This window comes from Nonomuraea cypriaca (assembly GCF_015645445.1).
In the GTDB taxonomy this organism is placed as follows: domain Bacteria; phylum Actinomycetota; class Actinomycetes; order Streptosporangiales; family Streptosporangiaceae; genus Nonomuraea; species Nonomuraea cypriaca.
This window is the reverse complement of the sequence record NZ_JADOGI010000023.1, coordinates 45,092-71,045: the sequence shown is the minus strand read 5'-3', so window position 1 is coordinate 71,045 and position 25,954 is coordinate 45,092. Positions and strand designations below refer to the sequence as shown.

Here is a 25,954-nt window from a genome sequence, read left to right as displayed (position 1 = left end):
AGGCGGTGCAGCGCGGTGGTGAGCTCGTCGTAGGTGTGCAGGCGCTGGAGTGAGACCTGCTGCGAGTCCTGGACCCATGGACCCCCCGGCGTCGTGGGATCGGCGGACGCCGTGGCCGTCCCCGAGATCGTCAGGCCCAGGACGGCGGCCAGAACAACCACCGCCTGTCGCTTTCCAAACAAAACAGTCTCCTTTTACGGCATGCCTGCGGAGGGGAAAAGGCAGTGCTCGGATCAGGGGCCCCTGGTCGCGGACCTTCAAGATCACTTGTAACAAACACCATTGCGCGTGACAAGGCTCACGATTTGTGTCCGGATGAATTCGCACGGTCATTCAGGGCGGCCACCCAAGCCCGTTCCGGCGGAATAAGCGCAGATCAAAGCGCCCGTCTCGGTCGTCCGCAACCAACCGCGCCCGCTGCGAAACGACCCCTGGAGGCGGTGATAACGATCAGGATCACGGCCGCGGTTCGGTGATGTGCGAAGCGGGGTTTGGCGGAAATGCGAAACCGGCTACGATCGCAAGGCAATCCAAGATCGCTCGGGCGCCGTCCGACAGGCGCCGATATGACCGCACGACCGACTTTCACGACAGTCCGATTTCCAGGCGCTGCCCCGGGTTTCGGTCACTCGATCACCGTCGCGCAAACCCTTGCACATACCGCCCCCTCCTGTCTAGAGAAGCCCTCCACCTGCGGGTCTCCTTAAATCCGTATTACAGATCAGGTGGACCTAGATCTCAATTCTGTAACAGAATAGACCTGGCTATTTGTCCGAAACATTGGTCAATGATTCTGTTCCGCACTAACTGGCGCCGCTGACGCTAGTTCGGACAAAGGAGAGCTGTCGTGTCCCATAGGCGGAGACTCGGGAGATTACTCGCGGCGGTGGCAGGAGGCGCGCTTCTGCTGTCGGCATGCGGCCAGAGTGGCGACGAGGCGAGCGAACCCTCGGGCTCGGCCTCGCCCTCGACCGGCGCGGCACAGACCATCACCTACGCCGGCGAGCAGGAGTTCAACTCCTACAACAGCATGGCGGTCAACAACCTCGTCAACAGCACGGCCATGCAGCGGGTGCTGCTCGGCTTCTGGTACTACGGCGAGAACGGCGTGGTCACCCCGGACAAGGACTTCGGCACCTACACCAAGACCTCAGACTCCCCGCTGACCGTCGACTACGAGTTCAACGCCGGCGCGGTCTGGTCGGACGGCAACCCGATCGACTGCGACGACGCCCTGCTGTACTGGGCCGCCAAGTCGGGCAAGATCGAGGGCTTCCAGGTCGACGGCACCACCGGCGTCGAGCTGGTCAAGGCCCCCGACTGCAACGCGGGCGACAAGAAGCACACCTACGAGTACTCCGAGCCGTTCGCCGACTGGGAGAGCAACGGGCCCGGCGCCGGTGACGTGCTGCCCGCGCACGTGGCCTACAAGGCCGCCGGCATGACCGAGGCGGACTTCATCGCCGCGGTGAAGGCGACGGACGCCGAGAAGCTGGCGGAGGTGATCAAGTTCTACAACGAGGGCTGGGTCATCGAGGGCGGCATCAAGGACCTGTCGCTCTTCCCCGCCTCAGGTCCCTACAAGATCTCCGCCATGGCGCCTGGCCAGTCGCTGACGCTCTCCGCCAACGACAAGTGGTGGGGCACCCCGGCCGCGACGCCGACCGTCGTCATGCGCGTGATCTCGCAGGAGGAGCAGGCCCAGGCCCTGCAGAACCGCGAGGTCAACCTCATCGAGCCGCAGCCCAACCCCGACCTGCTCGCCCAGCTCGAAGGCATGCAGGGCGTCACGGTGAAGACCGGCGACGCGTACACGTACGAGCACCTGGACTTCAACTTCGACAACAGCGAGTTCAAGGACAAGACGCTGCGCGAGGCGTTCGCCAAGTGCGTGCCCAGGCAGCTCATCGTGGACAACCTGATCAAGCCGCTGGCGCCGCAGGCCCAGGTGCTGCAGGTCCGCACCAAGCTGCCGTTCGAGGCGGACTACGCCACCGTCTCCCAGGGCAGCGGCTCGGAGACCTACGCCCAGCCCGACATCGAGGGCGCCAAGGCGCTGCTCGAGCAGGCCGGCAAGGTCGGCATGGAGGTGAAGATCGGCCACAACCTGCCCAACCCGCGCCGTACCCAGGCGACGCAGCTGATCGCGGACTCCTGCGGCAAGGCCGGCTTCAAGATCGTGGACGCCGGTGACGAGAAGTTCTTCGAGGCCGGCGGCCCGCTCTACACCAACACGTATGACGTGGCGTTGTTCGCGTGGAGCGGGTCGGCCGAGGTCTCCAGCTGGAGCTCGACGTACACCACGGCCAAGGAGTGCACCGAGGCCGGCAAGCAGAACAACAACGGCTGCTACTCCAGCAAGGAGGTCGACGATCTCGTCAAGCAGCTCAACGCCGAGGTCGACAAGACCAAGCACGCCCCCATGATCGCCGAGATCGAGAAGGCGCTCTGGGCGGACCTGGCCACGATCCCGCTGTTCGCCCACCCGAACATGCTCGCGTGGGACGAGAAGATGCAGGGCGTCGTGCCGAACCCGGCCCAGTCGTCGGTGACCTGGAACATGGACAAGTGGACCCTGGCGCCCTAGCCGTCCGATCACTCTGAACCAGCGGTGCGGGCCGGGGATCCGCGGGATACCCGGCCCGCACCGCAAGGACTTCGCCATGAACCTTGGGGGTAGTGCGTGATCGCCTTCATCACCCGAAGACTGGTCACCTCGTTCTTCGTCCTCCTGGCGGCCACCATGGTCATCTACGGGCTGACGGCGCTCGCGGGTGACCCGCTGGCGGACCTCAGGGAGCTTCCCGGTCCGGACCGGGACAGGAGGATGGCCGATCGCAGCGAGCGGATGAACCTCGACCTGCCCCTTCCGATCAGGTACCTGAACTGGCTCGGCAACCTGTTCCGCGGTGACCTCGGCGTCAACCGCGACGGCCAGGACGTGGCCGTGCTGCTCGGCGAGGCCCTGTCGGCGACGCTGCAACTCGTCGTGGCCGCCACCGTGCTCGCGGTCGTCATCGGCGTGATCGCGGGCATCATCTCGGCCCTGCGGCAGTACAGCGCCTTCGACTACTCGGTCACCCTCGCCGCCTTCGTCTGCTTCTCGCTCCCGCTCTTCTGGGTCGCGGTGATGCTCAAGCAGTACATCGCCATCGAGTTCAACGACTGGCTTCGCGATCCCGTCATATCCCCTACAGTCATCGGCGTGGTCGCCCTGGTCGGGGGGCTCATCTGGGCCGCGCTCGCCGTGGGCGACCGGCGGCTCAGGCTCGGCATGTTCGCCGCGGGGGCCGCCGCCACCGCGGTGACGCTGGCGCTGCTGTCGGCCACCCGCTGGTTCGCCGACCCGGGCATCGGGCTCGTCGTCCTGGCGGTGCTCGCGGGAGGCACGGCGATCGGGCTGACCACGCTGATCTCCGGGCTGCAGTACCGCGGCCCGCTCTACGCGGCACTCGCGGCCGCGGGGATCGGCGTGCTGATGTCCGAGATCCTCAGTCCCGTGCTGGCCGACCCCGGCTGGCTGGAGATCTTCGGCCTCGCGATCCTGACGGTGGCCGTCTGCGCAGGACTCGGGTACGGCCTCGGCGGCGTGCTCCGCCGTCAGGCGATCACCGCCGCCGTGCTGACCGGCCTGATCACCGGTGGGCTGATCTTCCTCGACCGGATGCTGCGCGCCTTCGCCGCCTACAGCGAGCGGGTCCGCGGCCGCCCGATCTCCACGATCGGCTCGCGCACACCGAACTTCACCGGTGACTTCTGGCAGACGAACCTGGACGCGGCCGGCCACCTCCTGCTGCCGACCATGGCCCTGATCCTGATCTCGCTGGCCACGTACACGCGCTACAGCCGCTCCAGCATGCTCGAGGTGATGAACCTCGACTACGTGCGCACCGCGCGGGCCAAGGGCCTGCCCGAGCGTACGGTGGTCACCAAGCACGCCTTCCGCAACGGGATGATCCCGGTCACCACGCTCATGGCCGTCGACTTCGCGGCCGTGATCGGCGGAGCCATCGTGACCGAGAACGTCTTCGGCTGGCAGGGCATGGGGAGCATGTTCCTCAAGGGGCTGGAGCAGGTGGACCCCGCCCCCGTCATGGCGTTCTTCATCGTCTCGGGGACCGCGATCGTCGTCTTCAACATGCTGGCCGACATCGTCTACGCCTATCTCGACCCGCGGATCAGGCTGTCGTGAAGGAGAATCCGCTCATGGCGATCAGCGCCCAGGCTCCAGGGGCAGCGCAGGGCTTGACCGTCGTCGCACGTACGCAGAGTCAGATGGTCCGCCGCCGGTTCTTCAGGCACCGCGCGGCGCTCGTCGGCATGCTGGTCTTCGGCGGCGTCGTCCTGCTGGCGTTCACCTCCATCGGGTTCGGGCCCGTGCCCGGCTGGTGGGACAAGACGTACCTCGCCACCGGGTCACTGGTGAACCAGGGCAGGCCGACGCTCAGCGTGGTGCCGGAGTTCCTCGGCGGCGAGGGCATCCGCTTCGGCGAGCATCCGTTCGGGCAGGACAACATCGGCATCGACTACTTCGCGCTGACCATGCGCGGCACCCAGCAGTCGATCATCGTCGCGTTCATCGTCGGCTTCGTCGCCACCGCCGTCGGAACGCTGGCCGGTTCCTTCGCCGGATATTTCAGGAAAATTACTGAATCGATCATCATGCGGCTGACCGATGTGATGATCACTATTCCGATCCTGATCATCGCGGCCATCGTCGGGCGGACCTTCGGCGACTCCGGCATCATGATCCTGGCCGTCTGCATCGGCCTGGTGACCTGGCCCACGCTGGGCCGGTTGGTCCGTGGCGAGTTCCTGTCGCTGCGCGAGAAGGAGTTCGTCGAGGCGGCGAGGGCGGTCGGCACCTCCGCGGGCAGGATCATCTTCCGGCACATCCTGCCGAACACGATCGGCATCATCATCGTCAGCGCCACCCTGGCCGTGGCCAACGCGGTGCTGCTGGAGTCCGCGCTGTCCTTCCTCGGCGTCGGCGTACAGCCGCCCGACGTCTCCCTCGGCCAGCTCATCGACACCTACCGCAGCGCCATGACCACCCGTCCGTGGCTGTTCTGGTGGCCGGGCGTCTTCATCATCGCGATCGCGCTGTCCATCAACTTCATCGGCGACGGCCTGCGCGACGCCTTCGACCCACGACAGACCCGGGTGCGTGCCTGATGACGAGTCCCTCCAACGAGATCCTCCGCGTGTCCGACCTGACCGTGGAGTTCCCGACGGACGACGGCGTCGTCCAGGCGGTCCGCGGAGTGTCGTACGAGTTGCACGAGCGCGAGGTGCTCGGCATCGTCGGCGAGTCCGGCTCGGGCAAGTCGGTCTCCTCCCTCGCCGTCATGGGGCTGCTCCCCCGCGGCGCCCGCGTCCGGGGACGGATCCTCTACCGCGGAGAGGACGTGCTGAAGATGCCCGCCCGCCGGCGGCGGGCGCTGCGCGGGGGGAGGATCGCCATGATCTTCCAGGACCCGATGACGGCGCTGAACCCCGTGCACACGATCGGCGACCAACTCGCCGAGGCGGTGCTCGCGCACGGCCTGGTGCCGCGCGGGCAGGCGCTCGCCAGGGCCAGGGAGATGCTCGACCTGGTCGGCATCCCGCAGGCCGAGGCGCGCCTGCGCAGCTACCCGCACGAGTTCTCCGGCGGCATGCGGCAGCGCGCGATGATCGCCATGGCGGTCATCAACAACCCGGACGTCATCATCGCCGACGAGCCGACCACGGCACTCGACGTCACCGTGCAGGCGCAGATCCTGGAGAAGCTCCTGGAGGTCAAGGACGCCGTCAACGCCGCGATCGTGCTGATCACGCACGACCTCGGCGTGGTCGCCGGCATCGCGCACCGGGTGCTGGTCATGTACGCCGGCAAGCCGGTCGAGATCGGCGACACCGACACGATCTTCTACCGGCCGCGCATGCCGTACACGGCTGGCCTGCTCGGCTCGATGCCGTCGCTGGAGACGTCGGGCGGGCGGCTGCGCCCGATCGGCGGCGCTCCACCGTCCCTGATCAACCTGCCCGCCGGCTGCCCGTTCGCGCCGCGCTGCCCGCTGGCCGACGCCACGTGCCGCGGCGAGGAGCCCGGCCTCGTGGAGGCCGGCGAAGGCGGCCACTACGCCGCCTGCCACCACTGGCGCGAGGTGGCGGCGACGGCCGATCCCACCACGCTGTTCCGCACCGAGAGCGAGGCCGTCGGATGAACGCGCACCTGCTGGAGGTCAACGACCTGGTGATGAGCTTCCCCGTCCGCGGGGCCGGGCTCCTGCGCAAGGTGGCCGGCCACATCCAGGCGGTGAGCGGCGTCTCCATGTACGTCGACCCGGGCGAGACCCTCGGTGTGGTGGGCGAGTCCGGCTGCGGCAAGTCGACGACCGGCCGGGCCATCCTCCAGTTGCACAGGCCCACGTCGGGCTCGGTGCTCTTCGAGGGCGACGAGCTGACGACGATGCCGGCCAGGCGGCTGCGCGCGGTGCGGCGGGACATGCAGATCGTCTTCCAGGACCCGTACGCCTCGCTCAACCCGAAGCTGCCGGTCAACGACATCATCGCCGAGCCGCTCAAGGTCCACGGCCGCTGGCAGGACGGCGGCCCCGCCCGGGTGGCCGAGCTGCTCGAACTGGTCGGGCTCAACCCCGAGCACGGCAACCGGTACCCGCACGAGTTCTCCGGCGGCCAGCGGCAGCGGGTCGGGATCGCCCGCGCGCTGGCGCTGGAGCCCAAGCTCCTCGTCCTCGACGAGCCGGTGTCGGCACTCGACGTGTCGGTGCAGGCGGGGGTGGTCAACCTGCTGGAGGATCTGCAGGACACGTTCGGGCTGTCGTACATCTTCATCGCGCACGACCTCTCGGTGGTCAGGCACATCTCGGACAGGGTCGCGGTGATGTACCTGGGCAAGATCGTCGAGACCGGTTCCCGCGACGACGTGTACGACCGGCCCGTCCACCCCTACACCCAGGCGCTGCTGTCGGCGGCCCCGATGGCCAACCCGCGCGAGGAGCGCCGCAGGCAGCGGATCATCCTCACCGGCGAGGTGCCGAGCCCGCTGGATCCGCCCAGCGGATGCAGATTTCGTACGCGCTGCTGGAAGGCGCAGGAGATCTGCGCCACCGAGGAGCCGGCCCTGATCGACCACGGCACCGGCCACCCCGCCGCCTGCCACTTCCCGGAGGTCAACACCGAGGTGGTGTGAACCGGGCGGCACCTGGCGCCGCCCGGTTCCGGTTGGGTGGGCTACGTGGCGGTGCCGCCGCCGGTTTCCGTGCTCGTGCGCGGTCGCAGGATGTAGCCGGTGTAGCCGTACTCGGCGCCGTGCTCCCTGCGCATGGTGATCTCCTCCCGGGTGTCCGCGACGGCCTCGCGCATGCCGGGCACGGTCAGGTCGGCGGCCTGGAGGCGGTCGGCCAGCGGGGTGTAGTACTCGTCGAACCAGTCTCCGTCGGGCAGCGGGTGGAGCGCCGGCACGTCGTACCCGGCCGCGTGCGCCGCGGCGAGGTTGCCCTCAGGAGTTCGCAGCGGGTAGATCCCGTCCCAGTACGCCCGTGCGGGGCCGGAGGGCGAGCCGGTGGTCCATTCGCACTCGGTGAGCACCAGGACTCCACCGGGGGCGAGCAGCCGTCGCCAGGAGCGCAGCGCGGCGTCGAAGCCCATGAGATAGACCGACCCTTCCGCCCAGATCACATCGAAGCTCTGATCCGTGAAGGGCAGGTCCGCCATCGAGGCGCGGACGGTGCTGATGGCGTGGCCGAGGCCGCGGTCCGCGGCGGCCTGGGTCAGGTCGTCCAGGTACGGCTGGTACAGATCGACCGCGGTCACCTCCGCCCCGGCCCCCCCAGCCAGCAGCAGTGAGGCGCGGCCGGGCCCGCAGCCGATGTCCAGGGCCCGGGGACGCCGCGGCAGCGGACCGGCCAGCGCCAGCAGGCGGCGGGTCGTGTCGTCGGAGCCTGGCCCCTGGCGCGGCAGGCCGTCGTGCAGGGTGAGGAACGCGGACGTCACGGGGTCGGTGACAGCGTCATTCCAGGTGTCGCTCATGGTGATAGGTGATCCCTTGAAGAAAGGGGCCCCGACGGGATTCAGGCGTCACCCACCGCGCGAGCCGTCCGGCTCACGTACGAAAGGGGAAACCTAGGTCAGGCCAGGGCCCGGGACGTGAGGATGGTCCGAGCGCCGCACGCAGCGGCGACCTTCTCCGCGGCCATCAACTCATCTCCCCTTTCACCCATACCGGACACGACGATCATCACCTTACCACCCATCCAGGACACGACCGCTCGATGCGGACGGCCTGAGCCGATGCGGCCGGTCGTGCGGCGGCTGGTCAGCGCGGGCCGCACAGGCGATTTGCCGGGCGTGACCGCGCCGCGCCACTTTCAAATTCGTTGAACGATGGCTTCGCGGGGCGTACCGGACACGACAATTGATCCGGAAAGTGGGAGGCCGCACTGTTCACGCTCGACAGAGGACACGCACGACCGCGGTGTTCCCCATTCGACCAGAGACCGGCCGGCCGGCAGCCGTGAGACGTGGATGATCAGCGTCCTGGTAGTCGACGATCAGGCGCTCAGCCGGGCCGGCATGTCGGCGCTCATCCGGGCGTCCCCGGACCTGGACGTCGCCGAGGAGGCGGCCACCGGCGAGGAGGCCGCCTTCCTCGCCGCCGCCACCGGGGCCGACGTCGTCCTCATGAACGTCCGGGTGCCGGGGATCGACGGCATCGCCACCACCGAACGCATCCTCGCCCTGTGCGAGCGGCGGCCGCCCCGAATCCTGATCCTGGGCGGCCGCGACGATCTCATCGGCTACGCCTACCCGGCGTTGCGGGCCGGCGTGGCGGGGCTCATGTTGCAGGACACCCCGCCCGCGCGGCTGCTCCCGGCGATCCGGATGATGGCCGACGGCCACATCCTGCTGACGCCGTACGCGGTCGACGCGCTGATGGACGTGTGGCGGCCGCCGGACCCGCTCGCCTCGACGCCGGATCTGGCGTCGTTGACCAGGCGCGAGGTCGAGGTGCTCACGCTGGTCGGGCGTGCGCTGTCCAACAAGGACATCGCGAGGCTCCTGTCGGTCAGCGAGGCCACGGTCAAGACGCACCTGAACCGCGCGATGGCCAAGCTGCGACTGTCCACCCGCGCCCACGTCGTGGCGCTCGCCTACGACCGCGGGCTGGTCAAGCCCCGCCACGCGGGCTCACAGCCCTGAAGGTCCCGCCAGGCCAGGGTCCGGTGGCCTGGCGGGATCGGTTCAGATGTTCAGCTTGCTGTACCAGTGCAGGACTCTCACGACGGCCTCCCCGAGCTTGAGCGCGCCGGCCCCCCTGCCGCTGACCTTCCAGGGAAGCCCCTCCTCGAAGTTGAAGCTCTTCTCCCCGTAAAGGATCTCCGGCGTCTCGGGCTGCCCCGTGAATGCGCGGCGTTCTCCGCTGCCGTAGGGATCGATCTGCTTATGGATCTTGCTCCAGTCGTAGCGCTGCACGGAGCTCGACTGCTGCGGCGTGGCGGGGGTCCGCTGCGTCTTGGGCGGGGACTGGCGCTGCTGGGCGTTGCGGGTGGTGGACCGGTGGCTCGGATTGCCGGTGATCTTATTGAAATGCTCCTTGCCGACGCGCCTGCGCTGCTCGCCCCGCAGCTGGGCGAGCGACCTGCGCGCCCGTGACTCCGACGCCGCCCGCCGCCTGGCCGTGGCCGCGCGGGCCCTGGCCGTGGCGGCGGCGCGGCGGCGGGCGGCGGCCTCGGCGGCCCGCCTGGCCTTCTCCGCGGCCCTGCGCTGGGCGGCCTGGGCGGCCTTCCTCCTGGCCACCTCCATCGCCTTGCGCCGGGCGATCTCGATGGCCCGCTTCCTGGCCAGCTCGGCCGCCCGCCGCGCCGCCGCCCGGGCGGCCGCCCTGGCGGCCAGCTGGATCCCGATGCGGACGGCGGCGGCCACGGCGAACCACCAGAGCTGCCCGTCGGGGTCGCTCATCGAGACGGGGCTGTTGTTGGCGTAGGCGTAGCCGTGCAGCTGCTGGGGGTCGGACTCGTCGATGACCGGGTCCACCGAGAGGAACCGGCCGGTCTCCGGGTCGTATTCGCGCGCACCCAGGTGAACGAGACCGGTGCCGGCGTCGACCGTGCCGCCGACGAAGCCGCGCTGGCCGGGCCACCAGGGCGGCGCGGCGCCGCGGTCGGTGCCGAACGGCGTCTGACGGCGGACGGCCAGTTCGCCGGAGGCGGCGTCCACGGCGGCGTTGGCGGTGCCGTGGTGGTCGCTGCCGAAGAAGAACACCTTCCCCGCGGAGTCGCGCATCGCCACGGCCTGGCCGTTGACGGTGTAGTAGCGGCTGCCCTCCACGGCGTCCTCGGCGTGGTCGAGGCGCAGCTCCATGTCGTCGACGTAGAGGGTGGCCTCGTCCGGGCCCTTGCGCAGCAGCCGGTCGCCGTCGGCGTCGTAGATGAACGACGTGGTCTTACCGCCCTCGGTGACGGATTCGAGGTTGCCCTCGGCGTCCCAGGCGAGCTGCTGCTCCGACTGGCCCGTCCGCCTGGTGACGGTGTTGCCGGCCGCGTCGTAGACGTAGGAGGAGGGCTGCGCGGTGGCCGCGCCCGCCGGGGAGACGGAGCTGAGCGCGTGCGGCCTGGCCGCTCCTGCCTCGGGGTAGGCGTACGTGCGGGTCACCTCGGGGTGCGCGCCGAAGGCGTGCTGGACCTCCTTCGTCCGGTTGCCGGTGACGTCATAGGTGTAGCTCGTCGCGTACGGCGCCGCGCCGCCGATCAGCTCGGACCGCGGGCTCCGGGCGGCGCAGCCGTCGGTGGCCGTCCACGCCGCCGTCAGGCGGCGCAGGTGGTCGTACGTGAGGCACTGGGTGTCGGTGTCGCGGCCGCCCGCCCGGTCGGCGATCTTCGTCACGTTCCCCGCGCCGTCGTAGTCGTAGTGCAGGTCCAGGTCGGAGCCGTTGCCGTTGTCGCGGTCGACCTGGGAGCGGACCAGCCGCCTGGTGCCCTCCTCGTGGGTGAAGGTGAGCCAGGTCTTGCGCGTGCCGGTGCTCAGCTCGTACTGGAGCGTCTCGCCCAGCTTGCTGTAGCGGGCGTCGGTGACGTACGACGACAGCCCCGTGACCTGGACGGGCTGCCTGAGCCCGTCGTAGTCGTAGGTGACGGTCTCCGCCGCCAGGCCGCCCGCCTCCGGGAAGGTGATGGACTGGACCTGGTCGTCGGGGGTGTAGCGGGTGTTGAAGGTGTACGACCCGGCCAGCCCGCCCTCGCGCGCGGGGATCGTGACCGTCTGCCGCAGCGTCCGGTACTCCCGGTCGACGGCGTTGATCTCGGCCGTGTACGCCTGCCCGTCCACGTACCTGATGCTCGCCGCCAGGTGCCCCTTGGCCAGGGTGTCGTAGCGCCACTCGGCGAGCTTGGGACCGGCGGCGGAGCCCTCGTGGGTGGCTACCTTGCGGCCGAGCGCGTCGTAGGCGTGGACCAGGGTCCGGCCGCGGGCGTCGGTGGTGGAGACCACCTCGTCGGTGTCGTTGTAGACCATGGTGGTGGTCCCCTTGTCGGGGTCCTCGACCTTGGCCTCCCTGCCGCGCAGGTCGTAGTGGTGACGCCAGACGTTCCCCGCGGGATCGGTCACCGTGGCCGGGCGGCCGGCCTTGTCGTAGGTGTACGTCGTGGACTCGTACGCGCCGGTCGGGGTCGCGCCCTTGTACTGGCGCAGCTCGATCACCCGGTCCTCGGCGTCGGCGATGTGCGTGGTGGCGGTGCCGCCGGGCGGCGGGGTGATGTGGACGCGGTCGCCCAGGCGGACGGCCTCGGTCGTCCACTTCTCGACGCCCTTGACCAGGAAGCTCTGCCGGATCAGCTCGCCGGTGCCGTCGTAACCGCCGGTTATCTGGCCTGCCACGTCGTCGTCGGACACGCCGAGCAGGTCGGTTCCCGGCTCGCCGGTGCTGTAGTAGCCGGTGTTGGTCTTGGCGATCTCGCCCAGCGAGTTGTGGAAGGTGTCGGTGAGCACCCTGCCGCCGCCGGGGGCCGGCTCCTGGGTCTGGCGCTCGCGCATCAGGCCGTCGTACAGCTCGTGGCTGGTGATGTACGCGCCGCCGGCGGCCAGGGTCCTGGTGGTGACGACGTTGGGACCGTCGGGGCGGACGATGTAGGCGTACTCGGTGTTGGGGCTCTGGCCCGCGGACCTGTCCCGGTCGTGCTGCCAGACCTTGACCAGGCGCCCGAGCGGGTCGTGCTGGAAGTCGGTACGGCGGCCGTTCTCGTCCACCTGCGCCACCGGCTCGCCCCACGCGGGGTCGATGTGGGTGACGTCGGCGTGCCCGAGCGGGTTGGCGGACCTGACCTCGGTGGCGTACCCGGAGGCCGGCACGTACGTCGTGGTCTCCGTCCCGCCGGACGCGTCGGTCTCCGAGGTGACCCGGCCGTAGCCGTCGTACGCGCGGATCATTTCGGTGACGTGCCGCGGAGTGGTCCCGTCGTAGCCGGCGAGCTCCTCGGTCCTGGTGACGTCGCCCCTGACCGGCGGCTGCCCGAAGGCCCGCCCGTCGAAAGAGGTGCGTTCGTCCGCCAGGACGTCCGCGGGCCGCTCGGGCGTCGCGGAGCAGGGCTTGGCGACGGTCTCCGCCCGGCTGACGAAGTCGAGCATCCACGTTCCGGTGTCGCGGGCGTAGGTGTAGCGGGTGCACTTGTCGTCGGCGGGGTCGGCGACGTCGCCGCGGTCGTCGACCTGGGTCACGATGCCGTGCTCGTCGTACGCGCGCTCCTCGGACGTACGCCGCCAGGCGCCGTCGGCCTTGAGGGTGCGCACGGTGGTGGCCTTCGCCTGCACGGCGTGGGCCGCCTTGGTGACGCCCTCGAACGTGGACGTCGCCGTCTGACGGGACCACGGCTCCTGGAGCGTGGCGGAGAGGATCTTCCCGCCGTCACCGTCGTGGATGACGGTCTCCCTCTCGAACCCGGCGAACTGGTCGTGGTCGGCGCGCGTGCCGCCCTCGGAGTCCTCGACCTGCGCGCTCTTCTGCCCGCCCGCGGCGAGCCTGTCGCCGTCCATGCCGCGGAAGTACACGTGCTCGGTCAGCGTGCGCCTGGTGTCCTGGCCGTCGCCCTGGCGTACCCGGACCCTGCCGAAGCCGCGCCAGTCGGACCAGGTGCGCTCCTCGGGCTTGGTCAGGATGTTCTCGGCGTAGCGCCAGGCGGCGCCGCCGGCGTACTCGTAGTCGGTGACCAGCCACGGCGAGCGCGCGGTGCGGTCGATCTCCGCGGTCTGGGCGACGACGTGCTTGTGGAACCAGTCGACCACCTCCATCTCGTCCTGCGGCACCCAGCGCTGGGGGAAGCAGCGCATGGTGTTACGGTCGGGGGCCGGCAGGTTGGACGGGGTGCACTGCTCGGGTGCGTACGTGACCCTGAGCTCCGCCCCCGCCTCCGAGTAGACCGACTGGACGCGCCACTTGATCAGCGGCGCGCGCCCCTCGTCGGCGTCCACCCGGTTGTCGAGCTGCACTCCCGCGAACGTCACCTCGGGGAGCGTGACGGTGCCGCCGACGTGCCCGGCGTGCTCGATCCCGGTCAGCCACAGCGCGGGGCCGAGGCCGTCCCCCGTCGCGGGGAAGGAGTGGGCCAGCGTCCAGGAGTCGACGTCCTGGTACGCGCTGCCCGACAGCACCCGCGTGGTCACCTTGGCCAGCCGCTTGCGCGTCCAGAACGTGGGCGAGGTACGGTCCGTGCAGCTCTCCCCCGCCGCGCAGTTCCGGTCGAACGGCACGTCCGGCCACGAGGCGGCGGTCTCCTTCTTGAGCTGGTCGGCGGCGCACGTGACGGCCCCGCCAGGCACGCACCGCTCCGCCACGGTGAACACCACCCGCGCCGCCGGCGACCGGGTGAACAACTCGCCCGACCGGTAGCCGTAGTCGATCCTGGCCAGGTGACCGCCGCGGACGTACGGCGTCCCCAGCTCCGGCCGGTCGTCGCGGCCGTAGTGGTTCTGCTCGGTCTCGTACCAGTACGTGATGGCGTTGCCGTGCCGGTCGGCCGAGTAGTCCAGGTTCCACCGCCAGGCCTGCCGGCACCAGGCGTTCGCGGCCGTGCTGTCGTGGCACGGCTCGCCGGCCTCGTTGCCGAACACCGGCACGGTCCAGGCGGAGCGGGTCTCGGGCTTGCCGGAGGTCCAGCCGGGGAGCCTGTTGAGGCCGAACACGTACTGGGTGCCGTCGGTGGTGGTGACCCGCCAGTGCTCGCCGTCGTCGTCGCCGTTGGCGGCGCCGGTCAGCTGCTCGATCCTGGTGCCGTCGTCGCGCCTGGGCCGCCACGCCTTCGTGGTGGCGTCCTTGACCAGCTCGACCGCCGAGCCGCCCAGCACCAGCGTGGCGTTGTCGTGGTCCCAGCACATGTCGCCGGTCTTCTTGCCGTCGGCGGAGCAGGACTTGTAGCGGCGCTCGATGTAACCGCCCGGGTTCAGGTCGAAGCCCTCGCCGGCCCAGGACGCCTGGTTGTTGGTGGCGGAGGTGCGGCCGTCCACGCTCTGCGCGGAGTAGCCGAGTGTGACCTCGGGCGCGTCGCCGGCGATGGCGGGCGGGACGCGCATCGGGTAGTTCCAGGAGAAGTCACCCGACTGAGGGCCGACGCTCCACGTGGCGGACGGGGCCAGGGACGTGGCGCCGTAGTTCCCGGACGGGCCTGACGCGGCGCTGGTCAGGGCGTACAACTGGGCGCCCGCGACGTCCACGTCGGCGGTGAGGGTCGCGCCCTCGACGTCGTTCTCGGCCGGCACCCGCTCGGGGGCCGGGCAGTCCCGCGCGGTCCCCTCCAGGGCGCAGGCGGGGAGCTTGACCAGGCCGAGACGGGTGGCGTAGTCGCCGCCGAAGGCGTGACGGAAGCCGGAGTAGTCCATCCGCAGCCGGGCCCTGCCCGCGCGGGTGACGCCCTGGCCCGGCGACACGCGCAGCACGACGCCGGGCGCGGCGGCCCGGTCCAGGACCTCCACCTTGACCCGCTCGGGAGGCGTGGCCCGGCTGGAGGCGGCGTCCATCCGCACGGCGAGCGAGCCGTCCGCGATCCTCCCGGACCCGCCGGGGCGTAGCTCCACCGTGCCCGTACGCGGCCAGGTCACCGGCGGCGCCGCCTTGAGCGCCTTGGCGGCCGCCGCGTCCGCGCGCTTGGGCAGCACGGGGACGGGGAGGCCCGGCACGGGCTCCTCCTCCTGCACGCCGGGCCTGGCCCGGCGCTCGGCCTGGGCCGGGAGCGCCGGGGCGAGCGGCACGGCGACGAGCACCGCCATCATCGCGCAGGCGCGGGCGAACCAGCGGAGCCTGTCGGGATACCAGATCAACAAGGTCGAGCGCTCAGTCTCAGGGGACTCCCCGAAGACTTCCATCCTCACCATCCAGAGGTCGGTGTCGGATCCCGCCGGCGGGCGGCTGCGCGCCGGCGAGGGGGGTCATTCAGCGGCGAGCCGGGCGATGTCGTCATCGCCGAGGGCACCCTGATAGGTGCGTACGTCGTCGAGGGTCCCCGGCCAGTGGGCCATCATGGCCCCGGCGAAGATGCCCCGCCCGACCTGGAGCGGCCCGTCCGCGTTCCAGGTGCTGTGGAAGTCCGTCTCGGCGGCGGCCACGAACTGCCCGCCGACGTAGACGCGCAGCTTCCGCGCAGGCGCGTCGTAGACGCCCGCGACGTGGGTCCACTCCATCGTGTACGGCACGGCGTCCGACCTGGCCATCACGAGGTCGGGCGCGTCGGCGTCCGCCGTGATCATGCCGAAACCCCACCGCGGGCCTTGCGCCGTGTACCCGAGGGCGAACGCGCTGGTGCGCTCGCCGCCCTGGGCGACGGCCACGACGTCGGCCGCCGGCAGGGTGTCGAGCTGGACCCAGGCCGCGACGGTGAAGCTCTGGTCGGTGCGCACCGCGGCCTTGCCCGCCGCGGCGTGGCCGGCGATCCCGTCCACCGCGAGCGCGCCGCCGAGCCAGCCCTGGGTCCACGCCGCGTCCCCGCCGAGGGTGAGCGGCCCGGTACGCCCGGTCGCGTCGGCGGCGGCGGTCCCCGTCCCCTCGTCGAGGGTCCAGTGCCCGGTCGGCGTGGACCCCTGGTTGACGAGCCGCACGATCTCGTCGGCGTACACCGCCCGGTCCCAGACGCGTACGTCGTCCACGTCGCCGGGCCACGGGTCGGTCATGCCGCCCTGGTGCTGGGCCTGTCCGAGCCGCAGGGAACCGGCCGGTCCCGCGCCCCCGTGGTACGGCACGGGCCCGGCGGCCAGGTGGCCGTCGACGTACAGGTACATCGCCTTGGCCGCCGCGTCGTAGACGCCGGTCAGGTGCGTCCACTCGCCCGCCCTGGGCACCACGGCCGGGTTGTCCGCCCACACCGACTGGGAGGTGCCGGCGGAGTTGTTCAGCTTGAACGACCACGACCGGGTGGCGGCACGGTAGCCGAGCCAGGGTCCGGCGTGCAGTTCTCCGTCCTGGCTGACGGCGGCGGCGTTGTGGTCGGGGAGCGTGGTGCCGGCGAGGCGTACCCAGGCGGAGACGGCGAGGTTGCGCTCGCTCGCCACGATGCCGGCGGCCGTCGCGGCGTGCTGTCCCGCGCCTGCGAAGCGCAGCGCCCCGGCCTGCCGGCCGTCGGTCCAGGCGGCGCCGCCCAGCGTCATCGGATGGTCACCGGCCGAGTCCGCCGCCGCGCCGCCCTGGCCCTCGTCGAGCGTCCAGTGGCCGGTGGGGCCCGTGCCGTCCCTGACGTTGAACACGTAGCTGCGGATCGGTCCCTGCTTGCCCGCCGCGTCCTTGCTGCGCACCGACAGGACGTTGGGGCCGTCCTCGTCCGGCGTGAGCCAGACGGCCGCCTGGCCCCCTGAGGCGTTCACCTCGGTGTCGGGAACGTCGTTGAGCCCGTAGACGAACGCCGTCACGTCGGCGACCCCGTTCGCACCGAAGGTGAAGGAGCCGGCCCGGCCGAGCCCCACGCCCCAGGCGTTCTCCGGGTACTGCTCGGAGGTCACCACCGGCTCGCGTTCCGGGGCGGTAGTGTCGACACGGATCTCGCACCACGGGCTCCACGCGCTGGTGGCGATCCCGTCCTCGGCGCGTACCCGCCACCGGATCACCGAGCCGTCCTGGTACGCGCCGGCCGGGACGCCGGCGTAGAACGCGTTGCCGGAGGAGGCGGCGGGGGTGAGGAACTCGCCGATCCTGGCGCCGTCGCGGTGCCACTCGAAGCGGCCCTTGACGGAGTTGTCGCCGTCACGCAGCTTGGCCCAGAGCTTGGGGGTCGCCGTCCCCACGGCGGGCCTGGCGTCGCCCGAGACACAACCGCCGCCGGGGTCGGACCAGGCGTCGGCGGCCGCGGGCGTGGCCGGCGGGCTGTTGTACTCGATCACGAGGACGGGGTTGTTGTGGAACTTCTTCCACGCGTACGTGTCGCCCTCGTTGGCCGCCCGCAGGCCCAGGGTGATCGTGGGCCAGTTCTCCGCCGCCGCCCGCACCGCCGCGTGCGTGGCGTCGAACTCCACGCCGCCGCCCGGGCAGGCGGTGCTCCAGCCCTTGGCCACGTTCTCGGTGTCCAGCCAGGCCACCCAGGCCGGTTGGTTGTTCCAGGTGGTGGTGTTGCCGATGACGCTGGTGAGCCAGAGCTCGACCGGGCGGGCGCCGCAGGACCACGACCAGCTCTCGTACGTACGCAGCGTGGCCCTGATGATCTGCTTGCCGTGGATCGCCGAACCGTTGTTCATCTGGAAGAACGAGCGGTTGGTCTGGCCGGTCTGGCCCTCGTAGCCGACGCGGGCCACATCGCCGGAGTTGAGATAGTTCGTGTTCGGGTACTTCCTCCAGACCGCCGTCCACGCGCCGCGCGGGGCCGACACGGACGGGTCCAGGTAGATGGGGTAGCGCGTGCCGGGGGCGGTGAGCATTCCCCGGTCGGGGGCGAGCGCCAGCGTGTCGCCGGCCACCTCCAGGCCCATCCGCTCGTGCCGGGACCCGGGGGGCGGCCCTTCACCCGGCCTGGCCGCCGTGGCCGCGCGCAGGGTGCCGGAGGTCTCGGGGGTGTCCCACATCAGCGGGGTCGGGGCGGTGAACACCTCCGTGCCGGCCGGGTCGACCGCCTGGAGGCCGCCGCCCTTGCTCTGGCGTACCGACAGGCCCTGGGAGTCGAGTGAGTAGCGCAGGCGGTCCAGCCGGCCGCTGAGCGCCGCCTGCCTGGACTTGACCACGAGCACGTGCGAGAAGCCGTCCACGTCGGCCGTGACCTGGAGATCCACGCCCGGCAGCACCTCGGCGTAGGTGGCCGTGGCGCCGTCGAGCGCGGGGACGGGCAACGCGCCGGGCCAGGACACGGCCAGGGACCTGGCGCCGCGCGCGACCGTCGCCATCGGGGTCCGGCCTCCGCCGGAGAACCGCAGCCCCACGGCCGTCGCCACGGGCGCCACCGAGCCGTCCGCCTGGCGGCGCAGGGTCGTGTCCACCTCGGTCCAGCGGCCGTCCTGGCGCACGCGTACGGGGCGGGCGTGCTGCTCCAGCACGAAACTTCCTTCGGGGGTGGCGTACACCGTGCGTGTCTCGGTCCGCATGGATCCGACCTCGACCCGCTTGCCCGACTGCCGCGCCGCTCTCTGGGCGCCCTGCTCGGTGGCGGTATCGGGAACGGCCCGCCCCGCGGGCGGCGCCGGTTCGGCGGCGGGTGACGCAGGTGCGGCGGTGGCGGGCGCCACGGCCGCGTCCGCGCCCACGGCCACCGCGCCCATAAAGAAAGCAGCCGCTGTGGCGACTGCTGCGATGCGTCCCGGGGTGTGGGGCGACCGGGTGGGCGTACGTCTCGCCATCACCGCTGCGCCAACGCGGCTAACGGGTGTCTGCGGGCGTCCACGATCTGTCGACTCTCCTTCGGCTGTACGGGGTGGCCGGCCACTGCGGGCAGCGCCAGACGAAGATCGGCCGACCCGCCGATCTCGATCCGGAATATAGGGTCGCGGTCACGGCCCGTCGTCAACCGCCCGCGGTACTTCTTCTCAACCTTCCGCGGTACGCGGACCGGCACGGGACGGCGGTCGTCGCGCGTGCCCTGGTGTGCCGTGCCACGTCCCTCTAGTCTCTGGTGGAGATCACGGCTGGGAGGAGCCACGCCTAGATGGACGCACGGCCGCATGCCACGGACCTGCCGGAGACGGTGGGTCCGTACCGCATCGTGGGACGCCTGGGCATGGGCGGCATGGGTGTCGTCTACGCCGGCGTCGACGCCTCCGGAGTACGTGCCGCCGTCAAGCTGATCCATCCCGCCCACACCGGGGACGACGAGTTCGTGGCGAGGTTCGCCAGGGAGGTCGGCGTGCTGCGGCGGGTGGGCGGCCTGTGTACGGCGAAGGTGCTCGGCTCCGACATCGGCAGCGGCACCCCCTGGGTGGCGACCGAGTACGTGCCCGGCCCGACGCTGGAGCGCCGGGCCCAGGACGACGGCCCGCTCTCCGGCGACGAACTGTACGGCGTGGCGGCCGGATTGGCGGAGGCGCTCACCGCGATGCACGCCGCCGGGGTGGTGCACCGGGACCTCAAGCCGTCCAACGTGATCCTGTCCCCCGCGGGGCCGCGGGTGGTGGACTTCGGCATCGCCAAGCTCCTCGATCACACGTCCCTGACCAGTACCGGGACGGTGGTCGGCTCACCCGGCTGGGTGAGTCCGGAGGAGTACCGGGGCGAGGTGGCCGGGACGGCCGCCGACGTGCACGGCTGGGGGCTGCTGGTGTGCTTCGCCACCACGGGCCTGCCCCCGTACGGGCGGGGGCGCCCGGAGGTGCTCGTGCATCGGGTGCTCAACGAGGCCCCCGACTCCTCGGCCGTTCCCGCCGAGCTGCGCGAGACCGTCGACCGGGCGTTATCGAAGGATCCGGGGGCTCGGCCCACCGCCTCCGAGCTCCTCGGCACGGTCGCCGGCCAGTGGTGCACGGTGCGCGAGGAGCCGCCGTCGGCCGCCGTGGCGGATGTCACCCGCCTGCTCACCCGTACGTGGACCGCCCCCGCCGCGCCGGAACCCACCTGGACGCCCCCGCCTGCGACCCCGGAGCGGCACGTTCCCCCACCCGTGATCCCGGAACAGCGCGTTCCCGTGAGTCCGCGCGTTGCCACGCCCGCGGCCCCGCGCAGGCGTCGCTGGGGGCGCGTCGGGGCCGTCGTGACCGCCGTGGCCGTGATGGCGGCCGGTGTCCTGGTCCTGCAACCCTGGCGGAAGAGCGCGGCCGAGATCGCGGAGCTGGCGACGGACCGGGCGCACAGCGTGTACGCCCTCCGCTTCACCAGCCGCGACGTCGAGCTGACCATAACGGCGAAACGCTTCGCCATCGGCAAGATCACCCGGAGCGGGCCCGAGATACAGCTGCTCAAGGTGCCGGTGGGGGATTTCTTACGGGAGTCGCTCTACAAGGCTCCCGCGGCCTTCTGGGCCGACCGCGGCGAGACCATCGCCCCGATCGGCATGGGATCGGACAGACTCAGCCAGGCGTTCCTGCACGACTACGCCGGCAACTGGCTCACCAGCCTCGATCTCAACGGCAACGACAACCCCGGCGGCATCCCGTCCCTCTTCCGGGAGATGGACTTCAACGGGTCCCACGCGGGGGTCCGTACCCCGCTCCCGGCCGGCCTTCCGACCGACACGACCGTCGGCGACCGTCCCGCCGTGAAGCTTCCCTACGGAAACCACGCCTTTTACGTCAGCCGCGCGGAACCGCACGAGGTCATCCGTTTCGAGTCGGAGACGGAGTCCTACGACGTCACCGAGATAACCGGCGACGACGCGACCGCCCTGGCCGCCGACCTACGGGACGAGGTCACGCGACTACGGACGAAAGCCCTGACGACCTACTTGGTGCGTACGGACGTGAGCACCGCCCCGCCGTGCACCGCGTCCGGATGTTCCTCCTCATGGTCCTTCGGCCCCGGGAGGGGCGGCGACTCCGGGATCGGGGTCGTACACCTGTACGAGACCCTCGGTGACGGCACCCTGGGAGAGCGGCTCGGCACGTGCAGGATGCCCCTCGACCTGCGGGACCACCACGACGTCACGGACACGTGCGAGATCAGCGGATGGAAGTGGCGCTCGTGGTTCAACGGCTCGCCAGGAGGCAGGTACGAGTGGCAGGGGTACCTGATGCAACAGGCGTTCACCGACGACGAGATCACCACACTCCTCAAGGAGCTGGAGACCCCCTGAGAGCCCTCAGTGGCTCGCCTCGGCGTCCTTGCGCCGTGTGACCTTCGCGTACACCCGGTAGGCGAGCCTGCTCACGCCCGCGAGCTGATCGACCGCCTGGTCGAGCCGGTAGTACAGCCGCGGCGGGACGTGCGGCATCAGCACGGAGTGCCGCCTGCCGAGGAGCGCGACGACGTGCCGCGGTGGGAGGTTGATGTAGCGCGGCAGGTGCTCGAACCACTCGGCGCTGCGGAGGGCCGCCTTCTGGGAGGACCGGATCGGGGCCTTGCGTTGCCGCTCGTAACAGGCGAGCGCGGACTCGAGTCCGGTGCCGCCGCGCAGCGCCTCGACCAGGGCGGCGGCGTCGCCCAGCGCGAGCACGGTGCCGGCGCCGATGGAGTAGTGCGTGGTGTGCGCGGCGTCCCCGAGCAGGACGAGGTTGCCGCGGTACCACCGCTGGTTGGTCAGGGTGGGGAAGTTCAGCCAGTGCGCGCTGCCGTCGGCGTGGTCCCGGCCGATCAACGGGTGACCGTCCAGTACGTGGGCGAAGAGCTTCTCGAGCAGGCGCAGGCTGTCGCCCTCGTTCGCCCGGTCGAACCCGAGTCCCTTCCAGGTCGCCGGGGAGCACTCGATGACGCAGGTGCTGTGCTCCTCGCTGAACCCGTAGCCGTAACACCAGATCCACCCGTGCGTGGTCTCCACGAACGAGAAGACGAAGGCGTCGAAGACCTTGGTGGTGCCGAGCCAGATGTACGGGTTTCGCCCGAAGACGACCTTGGAACCGAAGTGGTCGGCGTGGCGCTCGCGCAGCCCGCTGTTGACACCGTCGCCGGCCACGACGAGATCGGCGCCGGTCAGCTCCTCCTCGCCGGCGATCTCGTGCTCGAACTCGACGCGCACGCCGAGGGAGCGGGCCCGCTCGGTCAGGATGTCGAGCAGCCGTCGCCGGCCGACGCCGAAGCCCTCGTCCCCGCCCTCCATCGTCGCCGTCATGCGGTCCTGGACGTGCGTGATCCACTTGTCCCAGCGGACCGAGCTCTCGATGATGGCGGTCGCGGAGTCGGTGTCGGCGGCGTGCAGGGCGTCGATCAGCTCGTCCCAGAAGGTCACGCCCCAGCCGTACGTCGACCCGGCCGGGTTTCGCTCGTAAACAGTGATGTCATGGGACGGGTCCACCTGCTTCATCAGGATAGAGAAGTACAGGCTGCCGGGTCCGCCCCCCACGCAGGCGACCTTCACAATAACTCCCACCGTAACGCAATGTAACTGATAATTAGCGTACAGTAGCCATGCCTGGTCCATCTGGTCCTGTCGAGTAACGAATATGCCTTGAGTTCCTCTGGTTCGCTCAGGGGCGAAGCCGGGGGCCGTCCCGGGTTGCCGGGTCGGCCCCCGACAGGATCAGACGCCGAACGGCGGCGGGTAGACGACGGTGCCGCTGGGCACCGGCAGGCTCTCGTCGAACACGAGCGCCATCATCGCCTCGTCCGGGACCTCGAAGGACAGGCGGATCCCGTACGCCGAGGCCCGGGCGAACCCGAACCGCGGGTAGTACTCGGGGTGGCCGAGCACGAGGATGAGGTTCTCCCCCATGGCGCGGGCGGCGGCGAGGCCGGCGCGGATCGCGGCGGAACCCGCGCCCTGCCGCTGCCTGGCGGGCAGGACCGCGCAGGGGGCCAGCGCCACGGCCGGGCTGTCACCGACGTGGCACCGGGTGAGCAACGCGTACCCCACGACCTCGCCGGCGGCGTCCTCGGCGACGAGGGACAGGCCGGGCAGCCACGCCGGGTCGGCACGCAGCGCGTCCACGAGGTCGGCTTCCATCGGCGTGGGGAAGGCCGCGAGGTTCACCTCGCGGATCGCGGGGATGTCCCGCTCGGTCTCCGGCCGGGTGTTCCAGATATCAGACATGGCGAAATGCCCTTTCGTACTGTTCATGAGTGGTCGTCGTGGTGGAGCGGCTGGGCCTGGTCAGGCTCACCGCCCCTTCTGCCGGTCGCGGAAGGCGTAGAGCTCGCGTAGAGATCGTGTGATGGCCTTCTGGCGATCCACGCGGGCGAGCCGCGCGTCACCGCGCGAGGTCGCCCAGGCGTTCTCGCGCTGGAGCTTGCGGTAACTGTCCAGGCGGCGTCCGCTCAGCTCGCCCGAGCCGATCGCGGCCTGTACGGCGCAGCCTGGCTCGGTGTCGTGGCCGCAGTCGCTGAACCGGCACTCCTCGGCGAGCCGCTCGATCTCGGCGAACACCTGCCGCAAGCCGTCATCGGCGTCCAACAGGCCGATGGCGCGCAGGCCCGGAGTGTCGATGAGCACGCCGCCGCCCGGCAACGGGACCATCTGACGGTGCACCGTGGTGTGCCGGCCCTTGCCGTCCACGTCGCGTACGACGCCGGTCTCCAGCGCCTCGGCGCCCAGCAGCGCGTTGCCCAGCGTCGACTTGCCCGCCCCCGAGGGGCCGAGCAGGACCACCGTTCCGGTGAGGAGGGCGGCGAGCGCCTCCACTCCCTGACCGGTGGTGGCACTGGTGGCGATGACCTCAACGCCAGGGGCGGAGTCCCCGACTTCGGCCACCGCCGCGGCGGGGTCGGCCGACTGGTCGGCCTTGGTCAGCACGATCACCGGAGTCGCGCCGCTCTCCCAGGCCAGAGCGAGCAGCCGCTCGATGCGGCCCAGGTTCAGTCCCACGGCGAGCGAGGCGACCACGGCCGCCGTGTCGACGTTGGCGGCCAGGACCTGGCCGTGTGAGGAGCGCGAGGCCGAGGATCGTACGACGACGCCGCGACGCGGCAGCAGCGCGACCAGTTCGGGGTCGCGGCCGGGGCGCAGGGCGGCCCAGTCGCCGGTGCACGGAGCCGAGTCCGGCTCCATGCCGCCTGCGAACGAGGTGCCGGCCCGCATCGGCCCGGTCTCGGTGATGACGTCGCACCTGCCGCGATCGACGCGGACGATGCGCGCGGGGACGAGCCCAGCGGCGCGATGGGGTGCGAAGGACTGTTCGAGTCCTTCGTCCCAGCCGTAGGAGGACAGTCCCCCTTGAGGGAAGGAAGAATGGGAAGCCAACGGTGTGAACCCTTTGCGAAACAGGGGCTTCGGCGAACACCGCACGACGCGCCGCATCGGGCGCACTACATGGGGAAGATCAGCCGAGAGCCCGGGACGTGAGGATGGACCGGGCGCTGCGAACGGCAGCCATCGCCACGACAGTCATTAATCCTCACCTCCCTCAATCAGTCTCGCGAACCGCGTGCTTCCAACGCGGACCACTATAACATCGGACAACCGAGCTTCCGTCTCCGGAACGACCGTTGGAGTGGGGGGCCGTACCCACGTGTCGGCCGGCACGCCGTGGGCAGCGGAAACCGGGAGGTACTCCAGAGTCCCGGGAGAGACCATGACTGTTCGATACCGCGAGCTGCTGTCGTCCATCACCAGAATGACCGATCTGGATTCGGTGTCGGCCAGGAAAGCCGCCGAGGCCACCCTGACCGCTCTGGTGCGCACCTTGGACGGCTCGGCCCGGAGCCGGCTGCTCGACGCCCTGCCGGGGAGGCTCACGGAAACCTTCTCCACGATCTACACGCTCCGGGACCAAAGCGCGGCGGGCTTCGTCGGCGAGGTGTCGCGGCTGGCGCGGCGCCCTCCTGAGCAGGCTCGGCTGCGTGCGCAGGCCGTACTGTCCGCGCTGGCCGAGCAGGATCCCGAGCTCGTGGCCGAACTGAACCTTCCCGACCACCTGCGGCAGATCTTCACACCCCCGGAGAGCGGAGGAGGCGTCACCGGGCCTGCCGGGCACAGCGCGCCCCTCACGGAGGACGAGTTCCGCGCGGCGGTGGCGCGGTTGCCGCAGTGGACGGGCGATCGTACGGCGTTGCGTCGAGTCGTCTCGCTGCCTCCCGAGAACCTCGACTCACTGGCCACGCAACTCGACCACCTCCAGCGGACCTACGGCAGGAAGCCGCACGTCCGCCGCACCAGCGACGGGCTGGAGGTCGTACTCCAGACGGTCGCGGCCGGGGCCGTCACCGCGCTCGACCTCGATCTGGCCAGGCGCGTCGACGCGCTGATCCTCGACGTCGGCGCCGGGATCGGAAGGTCGTAGCCGATCCTCGGCAGGCAGTGCCGGGATCGGGAGGTCGCGATCCTCGGCAGGCACGCCAGGTTCGGGGGGCGTGACCGACCCTCGGCAGGCACGCCGGGTAACGCGCTCGACGCCCACCGCCTGTTCCGGCGGTGGGCGTCGCTTGCGTGCACTCACTACCTGAGCCAGGCGTTGCGCCGGACGATCGGCAGGTTGCCCAGGCCGAGCGTCGTACCGGCGCCGGAGAGGGCCAGGCCGGCCAGCACGATGGCGTAGATGATGTGGTCGTCCATGAACGGGTTGCTGTCCAGCGGCAGCTGAGCCGCCCACATCATGAGCATGAGCAGGCCGCCGGTCACGGCCGCGATCCGGGTGCCGACCCCGAGGACGAGCGCGGCGCCGATGCCCAGCAGGCCGGCCATGAACAGCCAGTCCACCCACACCTGACCGGACAGCGCGCCGAAGACGCCGCCGAGCGCGTTCTCCCCCGTGCCCTTCAGGAACCCGGTCGTCGGGCTCCCACCCGAGATCCATGCCTTGTCCGCCGCGGTCGCGAACCCCCAGCCGAACATCTTGTCCAGGAACGCCCACAGGAAGGTCCACCCGAGCGCGATCCTGGCGACGGCCCAGACGTAGTCGACCGGGCGGCGGTGGGCGGTCGTGGTGGTGTCGTGCATGGCGGTGTTGGCATAGGCGGTGGCCATGATGTTCCCTCCTGGGGGAT

16 protein-coding genes are annotated in these 25,954 nt (G+C 70.8%); 8 read left to right on the top strand and 8 right to left on the bottom strand.

Annotation, left to right across the window (positions count from 1 at the left end; genetic code table 11):
* The coding region (locus ITP53_RS10515) for a hypothetical protein (protein WP_195895153.1) at positions 1 to 182 on the bottom strand (182 nt) is incomplete at its 3' end.
* A 665-nt stretch (positions 183 to 847) separates the two neighbouring features.
* Here ITP53_RS10515 and ITP53_RS10510 point away from each other — a divergent pair.
* From ITP53_RS10510 to ITP53_RS60190, 5 genes are all read left to right on the top strand, one after another.
* The gene (locus ITP53_RS10510) at positions 848 to 2,587 is read left to right on the top strand and encodes an ABC transporter family substrate-binding protein (protein WP_195895152.1); all 1,740 of its coding nucleotides are present in this window, start codon (positions 848 to 850) and stop codon (positions 2,585 to 2,587) included.
* 96 nt (positions 2,588 to 2,683) lie between these two features.
* Positions 2,684 to 4,192 carry an ABC transporter permease gene (locus ITP53_RS10505; protein WP_195895151.1) on the top strand — a complete coding sequence of 503 codons (1,509 nt, stop codon included), beginning with the start codon at positions 2,684 to 2,686 and terminating at the stop codon, positions 4,190 to 4,192.
* Between the two features lie 14 nt (positions 4,193 to 4,206).
* Positions 4,207 to 5,175: an ABC transporter permease gene (locus tag ITP53_RS10500; protein ID WP_195895150.1), complete on the top strand. Its 969-nt coding sequence runs from the start codon at positions 4,207 to 4,209 to the stop codon at positions 5,173 to 5,175.
* Positions 5,175 to 6,209: an ABC transporter ATP-binding protein gene (locus tag ITP53_RS60195; RefSeq protein WP_195895149.1), complete on the top strand. Its 1,035-nt coding sequence runs from the start codon at positions 5,175 to 5,177 to the stop codon at positions 6,207 to 6,209. The genes ITP53_RS10500 and ITP53_RS60195 overlap by 1 nt, the downstream gene beginning before the upstream one ends.
* A complete protein-coding gene (locus ITP53_RS60190) occupies positions 6,206 to 7,198 on the top strand; it encodes an ABC transporter ATP-binding protein (RefSeq protein ID WP_195895148.1) in 993 nt (330 codons plus the stop codon). Before ITP53_RS60195 ends, ITP53_RS60190 begins: the two co-directional genes overlap by 4 nt.
* 41 nt (positions 7,199 to 7,239) lie before the next feature.
* Here the strand turns inward: ITP53_RS60190 and ITP53_RS10485 are convergent, their stop codons facing one another.
* Positions 7,240 to 8,037 (bottom strand): class I SAM-dependent methyltransferase, encoded by a 798-nt coding sequence (locus ITP53_RS10485; RefSeq protein WP_195895147.1) that lies wholly within the window; start codon positions 8,035 to 8,037, stop codon positions 7,240 to 7,242.
* Between the two features lie 495 nt (positions 8,038 to 8,532).
* On the opposite strand from ITP53_RS10485, the gene ITP53_RS10480 reads away from it, so the two are divergent.
* Positions 8,533 to 9,207 (top strand): response regulator transcription factor, encoded by a 675-nt coding sequence (locus tag ITP53_RS10480; RefSeq protein WP_195895146.1) that lies wholly within the window; start codon positions 8,533 to 8,535, stop codon positions 9,205 to 9,207.
* Between the two features lie 42 nt (positions 9,208 to 9,249).
* Here ITP53_RS10480 and ITP53_RS10475 read toward each other — a convergent pair whose 3' ends face one another.
* Positions 9,250 to 15,363: an RHS repeat-associated core domain-containing protein gene (locus tag ITP53_RS10475; RefSeq protein ID WP_195895145.1), complete on the bottom strand. Its 6,114-nt coding sequence runs from the start codon at positions 15,361 to 15,363 to the stop codon at positions 9,250 to 9,252.
* A 54-nt stretch (positions 15,364 to 15,417) separates the two neighbouring features.
* Positions 15,418 to 18,717 carry a LamG-like jellyroll fold domain-containing protein gene (locus ITP53_RS10470; protein ID WP_195895144.1) on the bottom strand — a complete coding sequence of 1,100 codons (3,300 nt, stop codon included), beginning with the start codon at positions 18,715 to 18,717 and terminating at the stop codon, positions 15,418 to 15,420.
* 383 nt (positions 18,718 to 19,100) lie between these two features.
* Here ITP53_RS10470 and ITP53_RS10465 point away from each other — a divergent pair, with 383 nt between their 5' ends.
* Entirely contained in the window at positions 19,101 to 21,176 is a 2,076-nt protein-coding gene (locus ITP53_RS10465; RefSeq protein ID WP_195895143.1) for a serine/threonine protein kinase, read from the top strand.
* A gap of 6 nt (positions 21,177 to 21,182) precedes the next feature.
* Here the strand turns inward: ITP53_RS10465 and ITP53_RS10460 are convergent, their stop codons facing one another.
* The 3 genes from ITP53_RS10460 to rsgA all read right to left on the bottom strand — a co-directional run bounded on the left by ITP53_RS10460 (position 21,183) and on the right by rsgA (position 24,212).
* Complete coding sequence (locus ITP53_RS10460) at positions 21,183 to 22,406, bottom strand: FAD-dependent monooxygenase (RefSeq protein ID WP_328814351.1); 1,224 nt, start codon at positions 22,404 to 22,406, stop codon at positions 21,183 to 21,185.
* Between the two features lie 150 nt (positions 22,407 to 22,556).
* Entirely contained in the window at positions 22,557 to 23,066 is a 510-nt protein-coding gene (locus ITP53_RS10455; protein ID WP_195895142.1) for a GNAT family N-acetyltransferase, read from the bottom strand.
* 66 nt (positions 23,067 to 23,132) lie between these two features.
* Positions 23,133 to 24,212, bottom strand: a complete 1,080-nt coding sequence (gene rsgA / locus ITP53_RS10450) for a ribosome small subunit-dependent GTPase A (protein WP_236050664.1) — start codon at positions 24,210 to 24,212, stop codon at positions 23,133 to 23,135.
* A gap of 331 nt (positions 24,213 to 24,543) precedes the next feature.
* On the opposite strand from rsgA, the gene ITP53_RS10445 reads away from it, so the two are divergent.
* The gene (locus tag ITP53_RS10445) at positions 24,544 to 25,251 is read left to right on the top strand and encodes a DUF2267 domain-containing protein (protein ID WP_195895140.1); all 708 of its coding nucleotides are present in this window, start codon (positions 24,544 to 24,546) and stop codon (positions 25,249 to 25,251) included.
* 155 nt (positions 25,252 to 25,406) lie between these two features.
* Here ITP53_RS10445 and ITP53_RS10440 read toward each other — a convergent pair whose 3' ends face one another.
* A complete protein-coding gene (locus ITP53_RS10440) occupies positions 25,407 to 25,934 on the bottom strand; it encodes a DoxX family membrane protein (protein WP_195895139.1) in 528 nt (175 codons plus the stop codon).
* Between the last annotated feature and the right edge of the window lie 20 nt (positions 25,935 to 25,954).

Bases quoted from the DNA above. Each gene is read 5' to 3' on its own strand.
- ITP53_RS10500 (WP_195895150.1), top strand. From the start codon at position 4,207: ATGGCGATCAGCGCCCAGGCTCCAGGGGCAGCGCAGGGCTTGACCGTC.
- ITP53_RS60195 (WP_195895149.1), top strand. From the start codon at position 5,175: ATGACGAGTCCCTCCAACGAGATCCTCCGCGTGTCCGACCTGACCGTG.
- ITP53_RS60190 (WP_195895148.1), top strand. From the start codon at position 6,206: ATGAACGCGCACCTGCTGGAGGTCAACGACCTGGTGATGAGCTTCCCC.
- ITP53_RS10485 (WP_195895147.1), bottom strand. From the start codon at position 8,037: ATGAGCGACACCTGGAATGACGCTGTCACCGACCCCGTGACGTCCGCG.
- ITP53_RS10480 (WP_195895146.1), top strand. From the start codon at position 8,533: ATGATCAGCGTCCTGGTAGTCGACGATCAGGCGCTCAGCCGGGCCGGC.
- ITP53_RS10475 (WP_195895145.1), bottom strand. From the start codon at position 15,363: ATGGTGAGGATGGAAGTCTTCGGGGAGTCCCCTGAGACTGAGCGCTCG.
- ITP53_RS10470 (WP_195895144.1), bottom strand. From the start codon at position 18,717: ATGGGCGCGGTGGCCGTGGGCGCGGACGCGGCCGTGGCGCCCGCCACC.
- ITP53_RS10465 (WP_195895143.1), top strand. From the start codon at position 19,101: ATGGACGCACGGCCGCATGCCACGGACCTGCCGGAGACGGTGGGTCCG.
- ITP53_RS10455 (WP_195895142.1), bottom strand. From the start codon at position 23,066: ATGTCTGATATCTGGAACACCCGGCCGGAGACCGAGCGGGACATCCCC.
- ITP53_RS10445 (WP_195895140.1), top strand. From the start codon at position 24,544: ATGACTGTTCGATACCGCGAGCTGCTGTCGTCCATCACCAGAATGACC.
- ITP53_RS10440 (WP_195895139.1), bottom strand. From the start codon at position 25,934: ATGGCCACCGCCTATGCCAACACCGCCATGCACGACACCACCACGACC.